Source organism: Streptomyces sp. NBRC 109706 (assembly GCF_000974485.1).
Classification (GTDB): Bacteria; Actinomycetota; Actinomycetes; order Streptomycetales; family Streptomycetaceae; genus Streptomyces.
The window spans coordinates 711,469-728,038 of sequence record NZ_BBOM01000004.1; the positions used below are offsets into that span (position 1 = coordinate 711,469).

Annotated in this window: 14 protein-coding genes; 7 read left to right on the forward strand and 7 right to left on the reverse strand. The window is 72.2% G+C overall.

The genetic code is table 11. The annotated features are described in order from the left end of the window. Positions 1 to 54: 54 nt before the first annotated feature. Positions 55 to 1,809 carry a 2-isopropylmalate synthase gene (leuA, locus tag AOM46_RS02780; protein WP_062205033.1) on the reverse strand — a complete coding sequence of 585 codons (1,755 nt, stop codon included), beginning with the start codon at positions 1,807 to 1,809 and terminating at the stop codon, positions 55 to 57. A gap of 413 nt (positions 1,810 to 2,222) precedes the next feature. Here leuA and AOM46_RS02785 point away from each other — a divergent pair, with 413 nt between their 5' ends. Genes AOM46_RS02785 through AOM46_RS02795 form a run of 3 tightly spaced genes read left to right on the forward strand, consistent with a single transcriptional unit; the run spans position 2,223 to position 6,281 of the window. Then, positions 2,223 to 4,370, forward strand: coding sequence for an MMPL family transporter (locus AOM46_RS02785; RefSeq protein WP_062205036.1), 2,148 nt, complete (start codon positions 2,223 to 2,225; stop codon positions 4,368 to 4,370). A gap of 4 nt (positions 4,371 to 4,374) precedes the next feature. Continuing rightward, entirely contained in the window at positions 4,375 to 5,571 is a 1,197-nt protein-coding gene (locus tag AOM46_RS02790; protein WP_062205039.1) for a sensor histidine kinase, read from the forward strand. Next, the gene (locus tag AOM46_RS02795) at positions 5,568 to 6,281 is read left to right on the forward strand and encodes a response regulator transcription factor (RefSeq protein ID WP_062205042.1); all 714 of its coding nucleotides are present in this window, start codon (positions 5,568 to 5,570) and stop codon (positions 6,279 to 6,281) included. The genes AOM46_RS02790 and AOM46_RS02795 overlap by 4 nt, the downstream gene beginning before the upstream one ends. 40 nt (positions 6,282 to 6,321) lie before the next feature. Here the strand turns inward: AOM46_RS02795 and AOM46_RS02800 are convergent, their stop codons facing one another. Then, on the reverse strand, positions 6,322 to 7,260 hold the full coding sequence (locus AOM46_RS02800; protein ID WP_158920214.1) for a hypothetical protein: 939 nt from the start codon (positions 7,258 to 7,260) through the stop codon (positions 6,322 to 6,324). Positions 7,261 to 7,327: 67 nt separating this feature from the next. Next, on the reverse strand, positions 7,328 to 8,488 hold the full coding sequence (locus AOM46_RS02805; RefSeq protein ID WP_234313598.1) for a PP2C family protein-serine/threonine phosphatase: 1,161 nt from the start codon (positions 8,486 to 8,488) through the stop codon (positions 7,328 to 7,330). Positions 8,489 to 8,612: 124 nt separating this feature from the next. On the opposite strand from AOM46_RS02805, the gene recO reads away from it, so the two are divergent. Next, positions 8,613 to 9,362 (forward strand): DNA repair protein RecO, encoded by a 750-nt coding sequence (recO, locus tag AOM46_RS02810; RefSeq protein WP_062205051.1) that lies wholly within the window; start codon positions 8,613 to 8,615, stop codon positions 9,360 to 9,362. Between the two features lie 134 nt (positions 9,363 to 9,496). Continuing rightward, complete coding sequence (locus AOM46_RS02815; protein WP_062205054.1) at positions 9,497 to 10,321, forward strand: isoprenyl transferase; 825 nt, start codon at positions 9,497 to 9,499, stop codon at positions 10,319 to 10,321. A 34-nt stretch (positions 10,322 to 10,355) separates the two neighbouring features. Here the strand turns inward: AOM46_RS02815 and AOM46_RS02820 are convergent, their stop codons facing one another. The 4 genes from AOM46_RS02820 to AOM46_RS02835 form a co-directional block, all read right to left on the reverse strand. Continuing rightward, entirely contained in the window at positions 10,356 to 10,778 is a 423-nt protein-coding gene (locus AOM46_RS02820; RefSeq protein ID WP_062205057.1) for a Fur family transcriptional regulator, read from the reverse strand. Between the two features lie 61 nt (positions 10,779 to 10,839). Beyond that, the gene (locus tag AOM46_RS02825) at positions 10,840 to 11,718 is read right to left on the reverse strand and encodes a metal ABC transporter permease (RefSeq protein WP_062206322.1); all 879 of its coding nucleotides are present in this window, start codon (positions 11,716 to 11,718) and stop codon (positions 10,840 to 10,842) included. A 29-nt stretch (positions 11,719 to 11,747) separates the two neighbouring features. Continuing rightward, the gene (locus AOM46_RS02830) at positions 11,748 to 12,515 is read right to left on the reverse strand and encodes a metal ABC transporter ATP-binding protein (protein WP_062205060.1); all 768 of its coding nucleotides are present in this window, start codon (positions 12,513 to 12,515) and stop codon (positions 11,748 to 11,750) included. 68 nt (positions 12,516 to 12,583) lie between these two features. After that, positions 12,584 to 13,648 carry a metal ABC transporter substrate-binding protein gene (locus AOM46_RS02835; RefSeq protein WP_107079958.1) on the reverse strand — a complete coding sequence of 355 codons (1,065 nt, stop codon included), beginning with the start codon at positions 13,646 to 13,648 and terminating at the stop codon, positions 12,584 to 12,586. A 274-nt stretch (positions 13,649 to 13,922) separates the two neighbouring features. On the opposite strand from AOM46_RS02835, the gene AOM46_RS02840 reads away from it, so the two are divergent. Both AOM46_RS02840 and dusB read left to right on the forward strand, forming a co-directional pair. Then, on the forward strand, positions 13,923 to 15,305 hold the full coding sequence (locus AOM46_RS02840) for a glycine--tRNA ligase (RefSeq protein ID WP_062205064.1): 1,383 nt from the start codon (positions 13,923 to 13,925) through the stop codon (positions 15,303 to 15,305). Positions 15,306 to 15,430: 125 nt separating this feature from the next. Next, complete coding sequence (gene dusB, locus AOM46_RS02845; RefSeq protein WP_062205067.1) at positions 15,431 to 16,567, forward strand: tRNA dihydrouridine synthase DusB; 1,137 nt, start codon at positions 15,431 to 15,433, stop codon at positions 16,565 to 16,567. The last annotated feature ends 3 nt before the right edge of the window (positions 16,568 to 16,570 follow it).

The window sequence follows — 16,570 nt, forward strand, 5'->3', positions numbered from 1 at the left end:
AGAAGTGGTCGGCGGCGGGGGCCGGGCAGCGCGGTGGCTGCCCGGCGGCAGCCGTCAGCGGGCCGCGCGGTTGACGGCGGAGACCACGGCCTTGAGCGAGGCGCGCACGATGTTGGCGTCGATGCCGACGCCCCACAGCACCCGGTCGCCGATGGCGCATTCGATATAGGCGGCGGCCTGGGAGCCGGCGCCCTCGCTCATGGTGTGCTCGACATAGTCCAGCAGCCGGATGTCGCCGCCGATCACGCCGGTGCCGGTCAGCGCGTCGAAGAACGCGGCGAGCGGCCCGTTACCCGTGCCCGTCAGCGTGGTGTTCCGGCCGTCCACCACGGCGCCGACGGTGAGCGCGTCCTCGCCGTCGTTGGTGCTTGAGGTCTGCGCGTCGCGCAGCGCGATCCGGCCCCAGCCGTCGCTGCCGGTCGGCAGGTACTCGTCGGAGAAGATCTCCCAGATGGCGGCGGGCGTGACCTCGCCGCCCTCGGCGTCGGTCTTCTCCTGGATGATGCGGGAGAACTCCACCTGCATCCGGCGCGGCAGGTCCAGCGCGTGCTCGGTTTTCAGCACATAGGACACGCCGCCCTTGCCGGACTGGGAGTTGACCCGGATCACGGCCTCGTAGGAGCGGCCCACGTCCTTGGGGTCGATCGGCAGATAGGGAACGTCCCAGGTCAGCTTCTCCAGCGGGGTGTTCTCGGCCTCGGCCTGGGCGGCCATGGCGTCGAAGCCCTTCTTGATGGCGTCCTGGTGGGAGCCGGAGAAGGCGGTGTAGACCAGGTCCCCCACGTACGGGTGGCGCGGGTGGACCTCCATCTGGTTGCAGTACTCCCAGGTGCGGCGGATCTCGTCGATCTGGGAGAAGTCGATCTGTGGGTCGACGCCCTGGGAGAAGAGGTTCATCCCCAGCGTCACCAGGTCCACGTTGCCGGTGCGCTCGCCCTGGCCGAACAGGCAGCCCTCGACGCGGTCGGCGCCGGCCATCAGCGCCAGCTCGGCGGCGGCCACGGCGGTGCCCCGGTCGTTGTGCGGGTGGATCGAGAGGCAGACGAACTCGCGGCGCGACAGCCGGCGGCCCATCCACTCGAAGCGGTCGGCGTGGGTGGAGGGGGTGGAACGCTCCACGGTGGCCGGCAGGTTGAGGATGATCTCGCGGCCCTCGGCCGGCTGCCAGACGTCCATCACGCTCTCGCAGATCTCCAGCGCGAAGTCCAGCTCGGTGTCGGTGAAGATCTCCGGGCTGTACTGGTAGCCGAAGGTGGTGCGGTCGTCCAGCAGCTTCTCGGCGTACTCCATCACCATCCGGGTGCCGTCCACCGCGATCCCGCGCACCGCGTCCCGGTCGCCCCGGAAGACGACGCGGCGGAACGTCGGCGCGGTCGCGTTGTAGAGGTGGACGGTGGCCCGGTGGGCGCCGACCACGGACTCGACGGTCCGCTGGATCAGCTCCTCCCTGGCCTGGGTGAGCACCGAGATGGTGACGTCATCGGGGATCGCCCCCTCCTCGATGATGGAGCGGACGAAGTCGAAGTCCGTCTGCCCCGATGACGGGAAGCCGACCTCGATCTCCTTGTAGCCCATGCGTACCAGCAGGTCGAACATGGCGCGTTTGCGGGCCGGGGACATCGGGTCGATCAGGGCCTGGTTGCCGTCCCGCAGGTCCGTGGAGAGCCAGCGCGGCGCGCTGGTGATCCGGTTGTTCGGCCAGCTGCGGTCGGGGATGTCCACCGCCTCGTAGGGGCGGTAGCGGTGCACCGGCATGCCCGACGGCTGTTGGGTGGCGGTGGCGTTGGTCTGCGGCGTGGGCCTGCTCATGAGCGACGGAACTCCTTGTGCCTGAGGGGCTATCGGACGAGAGGACCGACGGGCAACGCCAAACTCCGCGGGGAGGGGGTCGGTCTGTGGGCTACAGACCCTCGCCGCGGCGGCTAAGGAGGAGAAGCGTCCAGGTTCGCATCGCGCGGACCACAGTAGTCCTCTTCCGGAACGTTGCCTCCCCCCGTCCCAGTATCCGAGACATCTCTCACAGACGGTGACGGGCGGCCGGGCGGGCGTACTCCCGGGGGAGTACGGGGGGCCGGGAGCCTCCCCCGGGGGTAGCCGCGAACTCGCTCGCCGGGCCGACGAAAGCGCTGGTCGGGGGCGGAAGTCTGGGAACGGCCGCCCCGACGGGACGCGGCGTGTTCTCCGTTTCGATCATCCGTTTCGACGCACCGAGGAGCCTCACGATGAGCGCACTGGGCACGAGCCCCCCGAGGACGACCACGCCGCCGGCACCGCCCCGGCGGCGCCGGCGGCTGCCCTGGGCGGTGCTGGGGCTTTGGCTGGCGGTGCTGGCGCTGGCGCTGCCGTTCGGCGGCCGGCTGGGCGAGGTGCAGCGGGACGACGGCGTGGACTATCTGCCGGAGAGCGCCGAGTCCACCGAGGTCGCGAGGCTGGCCGAGGTGCTGCCCGGCGGGGACACCACGGATCTGCTGCTGGTGCACCAGCGGGACGCCGGACTCACGGCCGAGGACACGGCGCTCGCCGGGCGGCAGCTGGCCGCCATCGCCGAGGAGTACCCGCTGGCCGGCACCGACGGCGGGGAGGGGATCCGCTCGGCGGACGGCCGCACCGCCCTCTACCCGTTCGCCATCGGCGCCCTGGACGAGGAGGCGGAGACCGAGGCGGTGACGGAGATCCGGGCGCTGATCGACGGGTCGCCCGACGGGCTGACGGTGGCGCTCGGCGGCTCGGGCGCGCTGGGCGTGGACGCGGAGGCCGTCTTCGAGACGATCGATCTCACCCTGATGCTGGCCACCGCCGGGGTGGTGGCGCTGCTGTTGATCGTCACCTACCGCAGTCCGCTGCTCTGCCTGCTGCCGCTGGTCGCGGTCGGGGTGGCCGCGCTGACCTCGATGGCCCTGGTCTACGGACTTGTGCGGGCGTTCGATCTGACGGTCACCACCATGTCGGCGTCGATCATGACGGTGCTGATCTTCGGCGCCGGCACCGACTACGCGCTGCTGCTGGTGTCCCGTTACCGGGAGGAGCTGCGGCGGCTGCCGGACGCCGGCGACGCGATGCTGGCGGCGCTGCGCGGCTGCGGCCCGGCCGTGCTGGCCTCCTCGGGGACGGTCTCGCTCGGGCTGCTCTGCCTGCTCGTCGCCGACCTCAACAGCAGCAGCGGCCTCGGCCCGGTGGGCGCGGTCGGCGTGCTGTGCGCGTTGGCCGTGATGCTGACGCTGCTGCCCGCGCTGCTGGTGCTGATCGGCCGGCGGGTGTTCTGGCCGCTGATCCCCAGGTACGGCGACCCGTCGCCGGCCGAGCGGGGACGGGGTTCCGTGTTCGCCAGGCTCGGCTCCTCGATCAGCCGGCGCCCGACGACCATCCTGGCCGCCGGCACGCTGCTGCTCGGCGCCCTGGCGCTGGGCGCGTTCCGGCTGCCGGGGCCGCTGGCCGAGCAGGACAACTTCACCGAGACGCCCGAGTCGGTGCGGGCGATGGAGCTGGTCGCCGAGGCGTATCCGGAGCGCGCCAGCCAGCCGATCGTGGTGCTCGCCACGGCCGAGCACGCGGACGCGGCGCGGGCGGCGGTCGAGGACGCCGACGGCGTTGCCGAGGTGACGCGGGGCCGGGAGGGCGGCGGCTGGCGGGAGCTGCTGGTGTTCGCCTCCGCGCCACCGGAGTCGGCCGGCGAACGGGACACCGTCGAGGCGCTGCGGGAGCGGTTGGCGACGCTGCCCGAGGGGGAGGCGCTGGTGGGCGGCCCCACGGCCCAGGGGATGGATCTGGCGGCGGCCAGCGCGCGGGACCAACTCCTGGTGATCCCGCTGGTGTTGGGCGCGGTGCTGCTGGTGCTCGCGGCGGTGTTGCGGGCCCTGGTGGCGCCGGTGCTGCTGCTGGCCGCCGTGGTCGCCTCCTGGGGCGCGGCGCTGGGCCTGGGCGGGCTGGTCTTCGGCCCGGTCTTCGGCTTCGAAGGGCTCGACCCCGGGGTGCCGTTGCTGTCCTTCGTGTTCTGCGTGGCGCTGGGCGTGGACTACGGCATCTTCCTGATGCACCGGATGCGGGAGGAAGCCGTCGGCGGGGCGGGCACCCGGCGGGCGGCGCTGGACGCGCTGCGCTCCACGGGCGGCGTGATCGCCTCGGCGGGGGTGGTGCTGGCGGCGACGTTCTGTGTGCTGGCCGCCATGCCACTGGTGGTGATGGCCGAAATGGGCTTTGTGGTCGCGGTCGGCGTGCTGCTGGACACCTTCCTGGTCCGCACCTACCTGGTCACCTCGGCGAGTTGGCTGCTGGACCGGCATGTCTGGTGGCCAGGGCCGCTCTCCCGCGACGCCCGCGCCGCTCGTGACGCCCACGCCGCTCGTGCCGGCGCGCGCGATGCCACAGGATAGGCGGATGGTTTCGCTGCGAGGACGGCCGCTCCCCGAGGGCCGGGGGCGTGTGCTGGCGGAGGACGCCCTGCTGACGGCGGTGCTCGCCGTGTTGAGCGCCTCGGTCGTGCTGCTGCTGGAGCACGACGGCCGGCCGATGGACGGTCTCGGCTGGGCGCTGCTGGCCGGCGCGGTGCTGCCGCTGGTGCTGCGGCGCTGCGCCCCGCTGACGGTGCTGCTGGTGGTGCTGGCGCCGGTCGCCGTCTACCACCGGCTGGACTACCAGCACGCGGCGCCCTTTGTGGCGACGGCGGTCGCCGCCTACACGGTGGCCGCCGTCGGCCCGCGCCGGCGGACGGTGCTGCTGGGCGCGGTGGTGCTGCTGGTGGTGCTGGTGGTGTGGCGGGGCAACGGTGGCGGTCCCGCGTTGAAGCTGCTGCGGATCTCCGGCTGGATGCTCTGTGTGATCGCGCTGGGCGAGGTGGCCCGGCTGCACCGCCGGCTGCTCGCCGCCGCCAGGGACCGCGCCGAACGCGCCGAACGCGACCGGGAGGAGGAGGCGGCCCGCCGGGTCGCCGAGGAGCGGCTGCGGGTCGCCCGCGATCTGCACGATCTGCTGGCGCACAGCATCACCGTGATCGGCGTCCGCGCCTCCGTCGCTTCCCATCTGTTGACCACGGCCCCTGAGCGGCAGGACCGGCCGACGCTGGTCGCCACCCTGGACGGGATCCACGCGGTCTGCCAGGACGCCCGTGCCGAACTCCGGGACACTCTGCGGGTGTTGCGCGGCGACGAGGACGAGCCGCCGGGGCCGCTGCCCGGCGTGGACGGCATCCCCGATCTGGTGCGCGCCGCCGAGGAGTCCGGCGCGCTGGTGGAGCTGGCGCTGCCGCCCGAGCCGGGCCCGCTGCCCGGGCTGGTGAGCAGCGCCGCCTACCGGGTCACCCAGGAGGCGCTGACCAACGCCGTCCGGCACGCCGGCCCTGGGGTCCGGATACGGGTGCGGCTGTGCCGCGATCCGGACGCGCTGCGGCTGACCGTCGCCGACGAGGGGCCGCCGCCCGGCGCGGCCCCGCCCGCCCCGCCCGGCGGCGCCGGCCTCGGCCTGGCCGGGATGCGCGAACGGGTGCGCGGCGTCGGCGGCACCCTGACGGCCGGCCCCACGGCCGACGGCTTCGCGGTCACCGCCGAACTGCCGCTGACAGCGGGGGCCAGGTCATGACGGAGCACACCGCGCCCGGGGAGCGGACGATCGATGTGCTGCTCGCCGACGACCAGCATCTGGTGCGTTCGGCGTTCGCCCTGCTGATCGCGGCCACGCCGGGGATGCGGGTGGTCGGCGAGGCCGGCACCGGCCGGCAGGCCGTGGCGCTGGCCCGGGAGACCGCGCCGGATCTGGTGCTGATGGACATCAGGATGCCCGATCTGGACGGTATCGAGGCGACCCGGCTGATCGTCGCCGACGAACGGTCGGCCGGCGCCCGGGTGTTGGTGCTGACCACCTATGACACCGACGACTATGTGCTCGCCGCGCTGCGCGCCGGCGCCTCGGGGTTCCTGGTGAAGGACACCAGGCCGGCGGAGCTGCTGGCCGCCGTCCACACCGTGGCGGGCGGCGAGGCGCTGCTGTCGCCGGGCCCGACGGCGCGGCTGATCGCCCGCGCGCTGCGGGCCCCCGGCGTGCCGGGGCCCCGGCCGGCCGCCGGCCTCGACCGGCTCACCGAGCGGGAGCGGCAGGTGCTGACCCTGGTGGGCGGTGGCCTCAACAACGCAGAGATCGCCGACGCGCTCGGCCTGTCCCCGCTCACCGCGAAGACCCATGTCAGCCGGGTGATGGGCAAGCTGGCCGCCAGGGACCGCGCCCAACTGGTCATCGCCGCCTACGAGTCGGGCCTGGTCACCCCGGGCGCCGGCGGACCTGGCGCGAGCTGACCTGGCGCGGGCCGACCCGGCGCGGGCCGACCCGGCGGGGTCAGGAGCGGGTCAGGGCCTCGGCCAGACGGATGTGGCCGAGTAGCCACCCGGGGCGCTGGTCCGGCTGGTCGGGGACGGTCACCACGACGCCGGGGGAGTCCTGGTCCAGCGGCTCGATCTCGGCGTCCCGGTACTGGTCCGGCCGGCCGTCGACCGTCTCCCGCAGCCGCTCGGCGGCCTCGTCGGCCGCGGTGTCGCTCTCGGTCACGGCGCAGAGCACCGTCGAGGTCTCGGTGGCCGATTCGGCCCGGTGCCCGTAGGCGTAGGCGACGACCTCGGAGTCCTCGCGGGTCTCGACGAAGTCCGCCCGGTAGACATCGCCCAGGCAGGCGGCCAGATCCCGGTAGGCGTCCTGTTCGGCGACCGGCTCGCCGGACGCGGCGGTCCTGGCCGGGTCCAGCTGCTCGTCACCCCAGTGGATCCGCTCGTCCGTGACCAGCAGCCCTATGCCCCGGTCGTGGTGCACCCAGACCGTTCCCGCCTCCGTCTCCCGCTCGGTGAAGCCGTCGGCGGCCAGCTCGTCGACGATCGCCGCCGCGTCGAACTCGCCGTCCCAGATGCCGTAGGGCGCGGCGAAGCCTACGGTCACGGTGCGGCTGGCCAGCTCGGGGTCGAGGCCGTAACGGTGCTCGGGGAGGGTCATCAGACCGAGCGGCGGGGTACCCAACTCGGCCACGAACGAGAACCGTTCGGCGTCCTCGGCCAGCAGCTCACGGGCCCGTTCCGCGTCCACATAGGTGATGCCGGTCGGGGGCGTCTCCTCGTAACTGGCCTCCGCCAGGGCGGCCAGCACCTCGGCGCCCGGGCCGGAGCCCGCGCCGCTTGAGCACCCGCTGAGCGCGCTCACGCCCACGGCGAGCGCTATCGCTATCGCGGTCGTAGTCGTGGTGGTCCGCCTGGCCGGTCCGCCGGCCGCGCTCACTCTCAGTCCCGACATGTCCGGGAGCATAATCCGCCAGCACCCCAACTCATCACCCCGGGTAGTACTTTCGCCACCCCGCGGATCAGTCGTAGGAGGCGCCCTCCGCCGGCGGGTCGGGGTCGCGGCGCACGGCGAGGATCGCGGTGTCGTCGGTGAGACGGCGCCTGGAGTGCCGTAGCACCGCCTCCTCCACCAGGGTGACCAGCGCCGCCGGAGAGGTGTCGACGGCGCCGCGCAGCTCGTCCACCAGCGGCAGGAACTCCCCGCTCGGGTTCCGTGCCTCGGTGACGCCGTCGGTGAAGAGCAGCAGCGTCGCCGAGGCGGGGAAGTCGACCCGCCGCACCGGCGGCAGCTCCCCCGTCAGCTCGGTCATGCCCAGCGGCGCGCCGTCGGCCTCCGGCAGCGACCACACCCGTTCGTCCGTCACGGCGAGCGGACCGGCATGGCCGAAGTTGACCAGTTCCAACCACCCGGTGTCCTGCGGCGGGACGCCCACCAGCACGGCGGTGGCGAACCGTTCGCCCCGTTCGCCCAGCAGCGACGCATAGTGGTTGTGGCGGCGCATCCGGCTCTCCAGCCGCTCGGCCACCACGGCCAGGTCCGCCTCGTAGTAGGCGGCCTCGCGGAACGCGCTGAGCAGCGCCGCCGCCGCGTCCACCGCGCTGGTGCCCTTCCCCTGGACGTCGCCCAGCAGCACCCGGGCGCCGTGCGGCGTCGGCTGGACGTCGAAGAAGTCGCCCCCCACCTTGGCCGCCCGGTCGGCCGCCAGATAGGTGTCGGCGGTCTCCACCCCGCCCACCCTGGGCGGGATCGGACGCAGCACCGCGAGCCGCGTCGCCTGGGCCGCGTCCTCCAGACGCCGCACCTGCCGATAGGCCCGCACCCGCAGCGCCGAGGTGCCGACGGACAGCGCGGACGCCGTGGCCACCAGCAGGAAGTCGCTGAGCGTGATCGGGTAGCGGTGGTGCAGCACCTGCTCCAGCACGGCGGCGGTGACAACGGTCACCACCGCGAAGCCGATCGTGGTCAGCACCCCGCACATCACCGCCGCGAACACCGGGGCCAGCGCGATCCAGGTGACGATCCGCAGATGCTCGTACGCGTTCCAGTCGGCCACCACGACGCCGACCAGCAGCAGCGCGGGGAAGATCCAGGACACGTTCCAGCCACCGATCCGGATCGGCGGCTCCAGCTCGGGGATGTCGGATCCACCGTCCGGCGACCTGCCCGGAGGTCGTCGCACCGCGCGGCGGTTCACCCCGTCACCTCTCACCCCTTCACCTTCGCCGATGAGCCGACGGGGCGCTCGGCCACGCTCCGCCGACCGGGTCGGTCCGGCCGGGCGCGCGCGGGGGACAATGGCCGGCATGACCCTGTACCGCGACGACGGCATTGTGCTGCGCACCCAGAAGCTCGGGGAGGCGGACCGCATCATCACCCTGCTCACCCGGGGGCACGGCCGGGTGCGGGCGGTGGCACGCGGGGTGCGCAGGACCAAGTCGAAGTTCGGCGCCAGGCTGGAGCCCTTCAGCCATGTCGACGTGCAGTTCTTCTCCCGGGGCAGCACGCTGGTGGGCCGCAGCCTCCCGCTGTGCACCCAGACCGAGGGCATCTCCCCCTACGGGCAGAACATCGTCACCGACTACGGCCGCTACACGGCCGGCACCGCCATGCTGGAGACGGCGGAGCGCTTCACCGACCACGAGGGCGAGCCCAATGTCCAGCAGTATCTGCTGCTGGTCGGCGGGCTGCGCACGCTGGCCGCCGGCAGCCACGCCCCCGGCCTGGTGCTGGACGCCTTCCTACTGCGGTCGTTGGCGGTGGGCGGGTACGCGCCCAGCTTCGCCGACTGCGCCCGATGCGGGCTGCCGGGCCCGAACCGGTTCTTCTCGGTCGCCGCCGGCGGCTCGATATGCGTCGACTGCCGGGTGCCGGGCAGCGTGGTGCCGTCCTCGGAGGCGCTGCTGCTGCTGGGCGCGCTGCTCACCGGCGACTGGGCGACGGCGGACGCGGCCGAGGCCCGGCACGTGCGGGAGGGCAACGGGCTGGTCTCGGCCTATCTGCACTGGCACCTCGAACGGGGCCTGCGCTCCCTGCGGTTCGTCCGCGAGGCATGATCCCGGCGGCCGGGGCGTGTGCCTCGGCGTTCGTGGCGTGCGTCCCGGCCGCCGGGGCGTGAACCCGCCGTTCGTGGCCCGGGCCCGCGAGGGGATACCCTCCCGGCAGGACCGTCTCACCACTGGAGTGCCCCATGAGCCGCCGCGGAATACTGTCCCGGCAGCGTCGCGACTATCGCGCACCCGACCCGCATCCGAGCGGGGCCCGTCCCCCGAAGTTGCCCCGTGAGCTGGTGCCAGGCCATGTGGCGATCGTCATGGACGGCAACGGCCGTTGGGCCAAGGACCGTGGTCTGCCGCGCACCGAGGGCCACAAGGTCGGCGAGAGCGTGGTGCTCGATGTGGTGGCCGGCTGCCTGGAGTTGGGCGTCAAGAACCTCTCGCTCTATGCCTTCTCCACCGAGAACTGGAAGCGCTCGCCCGACGAGGTGCGCTTTCTGATGGCTTACAACCGTGATGTGATCGCCCGGCGAACGGGGCAGCTCAACGAGCTGGGCGTACGGGTCAGATGGGCGGGGCGGCAGCCGAAGCTGTGGAAGTCCGTGGTCAACCAGCTCCAGTACGCCGAGGAGGTGACCAGGGACAACGACGCCATGACGCTCTACATGTGCGTCAACTACGGCGGCCGGGCTGAGCTGGTGGACGCCACCTCCCGACTGGCCGCCGATGTGGCGGCCGGCCGGCTCTCGCCCGACAAGGTCAACGAGAAGACCCTGGCGCGCTATCTGTACCACCCGGACATGCCGGACGTGGATCTCTTCCTGCGGCCCTCGGGCGAGCAGCGGACCTCCAACTACCTGATCTGGCAGAGCGCCTACGCGGAGATGGTCTTCCAGAACACGCTCTGGCCGGACTTCGACCGCCGCAACCTCTGGGACGCCTGCCTGGAGTACGCCTCAAGGGACCGCCGTTTCGGCGGCGCCATCCCCAACGAGGAGGCCAGGGACCCCGGCCGCTGACGGCCCGCCGTGTCAGCCGGCGGGCCGGTCGGGGTCAGGACGGGCGCTCGGCCGTGGCGCATTCGCCGCAGGTGCCGAAGACCTCGATGGTGTGGTCCACATCGACGAAGCCGTGCTCCCTGGCGATGGCGTCCGCCCAGCTCTCCACCGCGGGTCCCGCGACCTCGACCGCCCGCCCACAGGACCGGCAGACCAGATGGTGGTGATGCTCGCCCGTGCTGCACCGGCGGTAGACCGCCTCGCCCTCGTTGGTGCGCAGCACATCGACCTCGCCCGCGTCGGCGAGGGACTGAAGGGTGCGGTAGACGGTCGTCAGGCCGACCGAGTCCCCCCGGTGCTTGAGCATGTCGTGCAGCTCCTGAGCGCTGCGGAACTCGTCGACATCGGCCAACGCCGCCGCCACCGCGGCCCGCTGGCGGGTCGATCGACCGCGCACCGGCGGTTCTGCCGTCCCCACGGGTACCTCCTGCACGTCGTTCGCATCCCCTGCCGGCCCAGGGTAGCCCGTGCCGACCACGTTACGGTCGCCCCGCCGTGACGTGGGCCGCCTCCCGGCGCGCGGTCCCGGCCGCCGCCCGCCGGGTGCGGCGTCTGGCCAGCGGCAGCGACAGCAGCGAGACCAGGGCGAACAGCCCGATCGCCAGCAGCACGATGGTCGCTCCCGGCGGCACGTCCGCGTAGTACGAGGTGGTGGTACCCGCCACCGAGACCAGCACGCCGAAGCCGACGGCCAGCGCCAGCGTCGCCGCGAAGCCCCGGCTGATCTGCTGGGCCGCCACCACCGGGATCACCATCAGCGCGCTCACCAGCAGCAGCCCCACCACCCGCATCGCGACCGTCACCGTCGCCGCCGCCGTGACCGCGAGCAGCAGGTTGAGGGTGCGCACCGGCAGCCCGGTGACCCGCGCGAACTCCTCGTCCTGGCAGACCGCGAAGAGCTGCCGGCGCAGCCCCAGGCAGACCAGCAGCACCAGCCCCGAGAGAATCATGATCGCCAGGATGTCGTCCGGCGAGACCGTGGTGACCGAGCCCCAGAGATACGAGGTCAGATTGGCCGTGGAACCGTTGGGCGCCAGATTGATGATCATCACGCCGCCGGCCATGCCGCCGTAGAAGAGCATGGCCAACGCCACATCGCCGCGCGCCCGCCCCGAGGAGCGCAGCAGCTCCATCGCCACCGCGCCGATCGCCGAGACGAGCACCGCCATCCACACCGGGTTGGTGCTCAGCAGAAAGCCGAGCGCGACACCGGTCAGCGCCACATGCCCGATGCCGTCGCCCATCAGCGCCTGCCTGCGCTGCACCAGATAGATGCCGACCGCCGGCGCGGCCAGCCCGATCAGCAGCGCGGAGAGCAGCGCGCGCTGCATGAACGGGTAGTCCAGCAGCTCGAACACGCCGGCGCCGGCGAGCGTGGTGGTGGTCATCACAGGATTCCCGTCTGCAGCGTCGCCTCGGCGGACGGTTCCAGCTCGTCCGCCGGATGGCAGGCGTGGCTCTCCGGCAGCTGGGTCGGATGCTCGACGGTGCGCTCGACCCGGCCCCCGGCCAGGATCACCGCGCGGTCGATCAGCGGGGCCAGCGGCCCCAGCTCGTGCAGCACCAGCAGCACCGAGGCGCCCCCGTCGACCTGTGCGCGCAGGGTGTCGGCGAGCACCCGCTGGCTGTCCAGATCGACGCCGGCCAGCGGCTCGTCCATGATCAGCAGCTCCGGCTCGGCCGTCAGCGCCCGGGCGATCAGCACTCGCTGGTGCTGACCGCCGGAGAGCGCTTCGACCGGATCGCCGGCCCGGTCGGCCAGGCCGACCAGGCCGATCGCCCGGTCGACGGCCGCCCGGTCGGCCCGGCGCAGCGGGCGCAGCCGCCGCCGGGCCAGCCGCCCGGCGGTGACCACCTCCCGCACCGTGGCCGGCACCCCGCCGGCGGCCGTGGACCGTTGCGGTACGTAGCCGATCCTGGCCCAGTCGCCGAACCGGCGCACCGGCGTGCCGAACACGGTGAGCCGGCCGCCGGTCACCGGCACCTGACCGACGGCGGCCCGCACGGCCGTGGACTTCCCCGAGCCGTTGGCGCCGAGCAGCGCCACCACCTCGCCACGTCCCAGCGTCAGGTCCACGCCGCGCAGCACCGGCCGCCCGGCCAGCTCGGCGGTCACCTCGTCGAGAGCTATGACGGGCTCTGCCTCACGCTTCATGGCCGTCTCCGCTTCCTTGGTTCGGTGGTGCACCGGCCCGGGGCCGGCAGTGCGGGCTGGTGCGCCCGTCAGGCGGCGCCCAGCGCCTCCCGCAGGGCGCCGAGGTTGTGCCGCATGACCTCGATGTAGTCAGCGCCGGGGGAGTCATCGGTAATTCCCTCGACGGGGTCCAGCACGGCGGTCGCCAGGCCGAGGTCGTCGGCGAGGGTCCGCGCGGTCGCGTCGCTGACCAGCGTCTCGAAGAAGACGGTGGTCACCCCGTTCTCCTCGGCGATCTCCCGCAGCTCGCGCATCCGCGCCGCGCTGGGCTCGGACTCCGGGTCGAGCCCGGTGATCGACTCCTCCTGCAGCCCGTAGCGGGCGGCGAGGTAGCCGAATGCCTGGTGGGTGGTGATGAAGGTGTTCGTCTCGACATCGGCCAGCCCCTCGCTGAACTCCTCGTCCAGCGCGTGCAGTTCGGCGACCAGCTCCTGGGTGGCGGCGTCGTAGACCTCCATGTTCTCCGGGTCGGCGTTGGACAGCGCCGCGCTCACGCCCTGGGCGACCTGGGCGTACTTCACCGGATCAAGCCAAACATGGGGGTCGCGGCCTTCGATGTCGTGGCCCTCGTGGGCACCGTGATCGTGGTCGTGCTCGTCCTCATGGCTGTGGTCGTGCTCGTCCTCGTGGCCCTCCTCGCCGTGCTCGCCCTCGTGCTCCTCCTCCTGCTCGACCTCGGTCCAGTCGAGGATCTCCAGCGGGGTGAAGTTGCTGATCTCGGCGATCTGGCCGGTGGCCGACTGCTCGATGGCCTCGTCGACGGCCGGCTGGAGGCCCTTGAGGTAGACGACCAGCGCGGCGTCGGCGACCTCGGCCGTCTGCTGCGGGCTGATATCGAGGTCGTGCGGTTCGACGCCGGGGCCGGTGAGGGTGTTGACGGAGACATGCTCCCCGCCGATCCGCTCGATCAGAAAGGTCATGGGATAGAACGACGCGACCACGTTCAGCGGGCCCTCGGATGAGCCGCCGCCGCCGTTGTCGTCACCGTCACCGCCCCCGTCGTCGAAGAGGCCGCAACTGGTCAGGGTCAGCAGCGCCGCGACGGTGAGAGCGGCGGGGGCTATTCGAGCGCGGGAGCGTCGTCGTCCGGTCATGACAGCCATTTTCAAGTTAGATGGAAACGATTGTCAAACGGATCAATGGGGTGAACGAAGAGAAACTGCCCGTGATCGGGATCTCTCGTTCGGGCGGCTGTTTCTGTTCGCGGTGGCGCCAGGGATTCCGGCCGGAATCCGGCCTGAATCCGCCCGGTGTTCGGGCCTCGACAGCCGCCCGCGGCCGATCTTGGACAACCGATTTGCTGCCGCCCCCGCAGGCGCCGGTAACCTGAGGCGATTCCCTGTCTCCCCTCGTCCTGAAGAGAGCACCGTGGCCGCCGACAAGATCGACACTATCGTCAGCCTCAGCAAGCGCCGTGGCTTCGTCTATCCCAGCAGTGAGATCTACGGCGGACAGCGCGCCGCCTGGGACTACGGCCCTCTGGGCGTGGAGTTGAAGGAGAACATCAAGCGCCAGTGGTGGCGGGCCATGGTGACCTCGCGGGACGACGTGGTGGGGATCGACTCCTCGGTCATCCTGGCCACCGAGGTCTGGGAGGCATCGGGCCATGTGGCCACCTTCACCGATCCGCTCACCGAGTGCACCTCGTGTCACAAGCGGTTCCGGGCCGATCACCTGGAGGAGGCGTACGAGGCCAAGCACGGCCACCCGCCGGTCCAGGGCCTGGCCGAGGTGAACTGCCCGAACTGCGGCAACAAGGGCGCCTTCACCGAGCCCAAGCAGTTCTCCGGGCTGCTGGCCACCCAGCTCGGCCCCTCGCAGGACTCGGCCTCCGTCGCCTATCTGCGGCCCGAGACCGCCCAGGGCATCTTCACCAACTTCGCCGCCGTCCAGCAGACCTCGCGCCGCAAGCCGCCGTTCGGCATCGCGCAGATGGGCAAGTCGTTCCGCAACGAGATCACGCCGGGCAACTTCATCTTCCGCACCCGCGAGTTCGAGCAGATGGAGATGGAGTTCTTCGTCAAGCCGGGCGAGGACGAGGAGTGGCAGATCTACTGGATGGAACAGCGCTGGAACTGGTACCGCGACCTCGGCCTCTCCGAGGAGAACATGCGCTGGTTCGAGCACCCCAAGGAGAAGCTGTCCCACTACTCCAAGCGGACCGCCGACATCGAGTACCGCTTCCGGTTCGCCGGCTCCGAATGGGGTGAGCTGGAGGGCGTGGCCAACCGCACCGACTACGACCTCAGCGCCCACGCCAAGGCGTCGGGCCAGGACCTCAGCTACTTCGACCAGGAGGCCGGCGAGCGCTGGACCCCCTTCGTCATCGAGCCGGCCGCCGGCGTGGGCCGCACCATGCTGGCCTTCATGCTCGACTCCTACTGGGAGGACGAGGCGCCCAACGCCAAGGGCAAGCTGGAGAAGCGCGTCGTCATGCGCTTCGACCCCAGGCTCGCCCCGGTCAAGGTCGCGGTGCTGCCGCTCTCCCGCAACCCGCAGCTGTCGCCCAAGGCCAAGGACCTGGCGACGGCCCTCCGCCGGCACTGGAACATCGAGTTCGACGACGCCGGCGCCATCGGCCGCCGCTACCGTCGCCAGGACGAGATCGGCACCCCGTTCTGCGTCACCGTCGACTTCGACACCCTGGACGACAACGCGGTCACCGTGCGTGAGCGCGACAGCATGAAGCAGGAGCGGGTCTCGCTCGACCAGGTGGAGAGCTATCTGGCCGCCCGCCTGATCGGCTGCTGACCGGCTCCACCGGACATCCGGCCCGGCCCCCCGTCACGTCTCCTGACCCGGTGGGCCGGGCCGCCCCACGCCCGGGCGCACAATGGGGAGTCCGGCCCCCCGCCCCCAGACACAAGGAACGTTCGATGTCCCAGCCCCTGCAGATCGGCCCCCATCCGGTGGACCCACCGGTGGTGCTGGCGCCCATGGCCGGGATCACCAACGCCCCGTTCCGCACGCTCTGCCGCGAGTTCTCCGGCGGGCGCGGCCTCTTCGTCAGCGAGATGATCACCACCAGGGCGCTGGTGGAGCGCAACGCCAAGACGATGCGCCTGGTGCACTTCGACGATTCGGAGAAACCGCGCTCCATCCAGCTCTACGGCGTGGACCCGGAGACGGTGGGCCGCGCGGCCCGCATGATCGCCGAGGAGAACCTGGCCGACCATATCGACCTCAACTTCGGCTGCCCCGTCCCCAAGGTCACGCGGCGCGGCGGCGGTTCGGCGCTGCCCTACAAGCGGCCGCTGCTGCGCGCCATCCTGCGCTCGGCGGTGGGGAACGCGGGCGGCCTGCCGGTCACCATGAAGATGCGCAAGGGCATCGACGACGATCATCTGACCTATCTGGACGCCGGCCGGATCGCGGTGGACGAGGGCGTCACCGCCATCGCGCTGCACGGCCGCACCGCCGCCCAGCACTACGGCGGCGAGGCCGACTGGTCGGCCATCGCCCGCCTCAAGGAGACCGTCCCCGAGATCCCGGTGCTCGGCAACGGCGACATCTGGTCGGCCGACGACGCGCTGCGGATGGTCCGCGAGACCGGCTGCGACGGCGTGGTCGTCGGGCGCGGCTGCCTGGGCCGGCCCTGGCTCTTCGCCGATCTGGCCGCCGCCTTCGACGGCAGGGGCCCCGAGGCATACACCCGGCCCTCACTGCGCGAGGTCGCCGAGGTGATGCTGCGGCACGCCCGGCTGCTGGGCGAGTGGCAGGAGGACGAGGCCCGTGGCGTGATCGACTTCCGTAAGCATGTCGCCTGGTACACCAAGGGCTTCACGGTCGGCTCGGAGGCCAGACGGGCCCTGGCCACGGCCGGCTCCCTCGACGAACTGGCGACGCTGCTCGACGGGGTGGACCTCGACCAGCCCTGGCCGCTGGGCGCCGACGGCCCCCGGGGCCGCACCTCGGGCCGCAACCGAGTGGTCCTCCCCGACGGCTGGCTCGACGACCCGAACGCGACGGCCTGTGTCGACGCCGACGCCGAACTCGCCACCTCGGGCGGTTAGTTC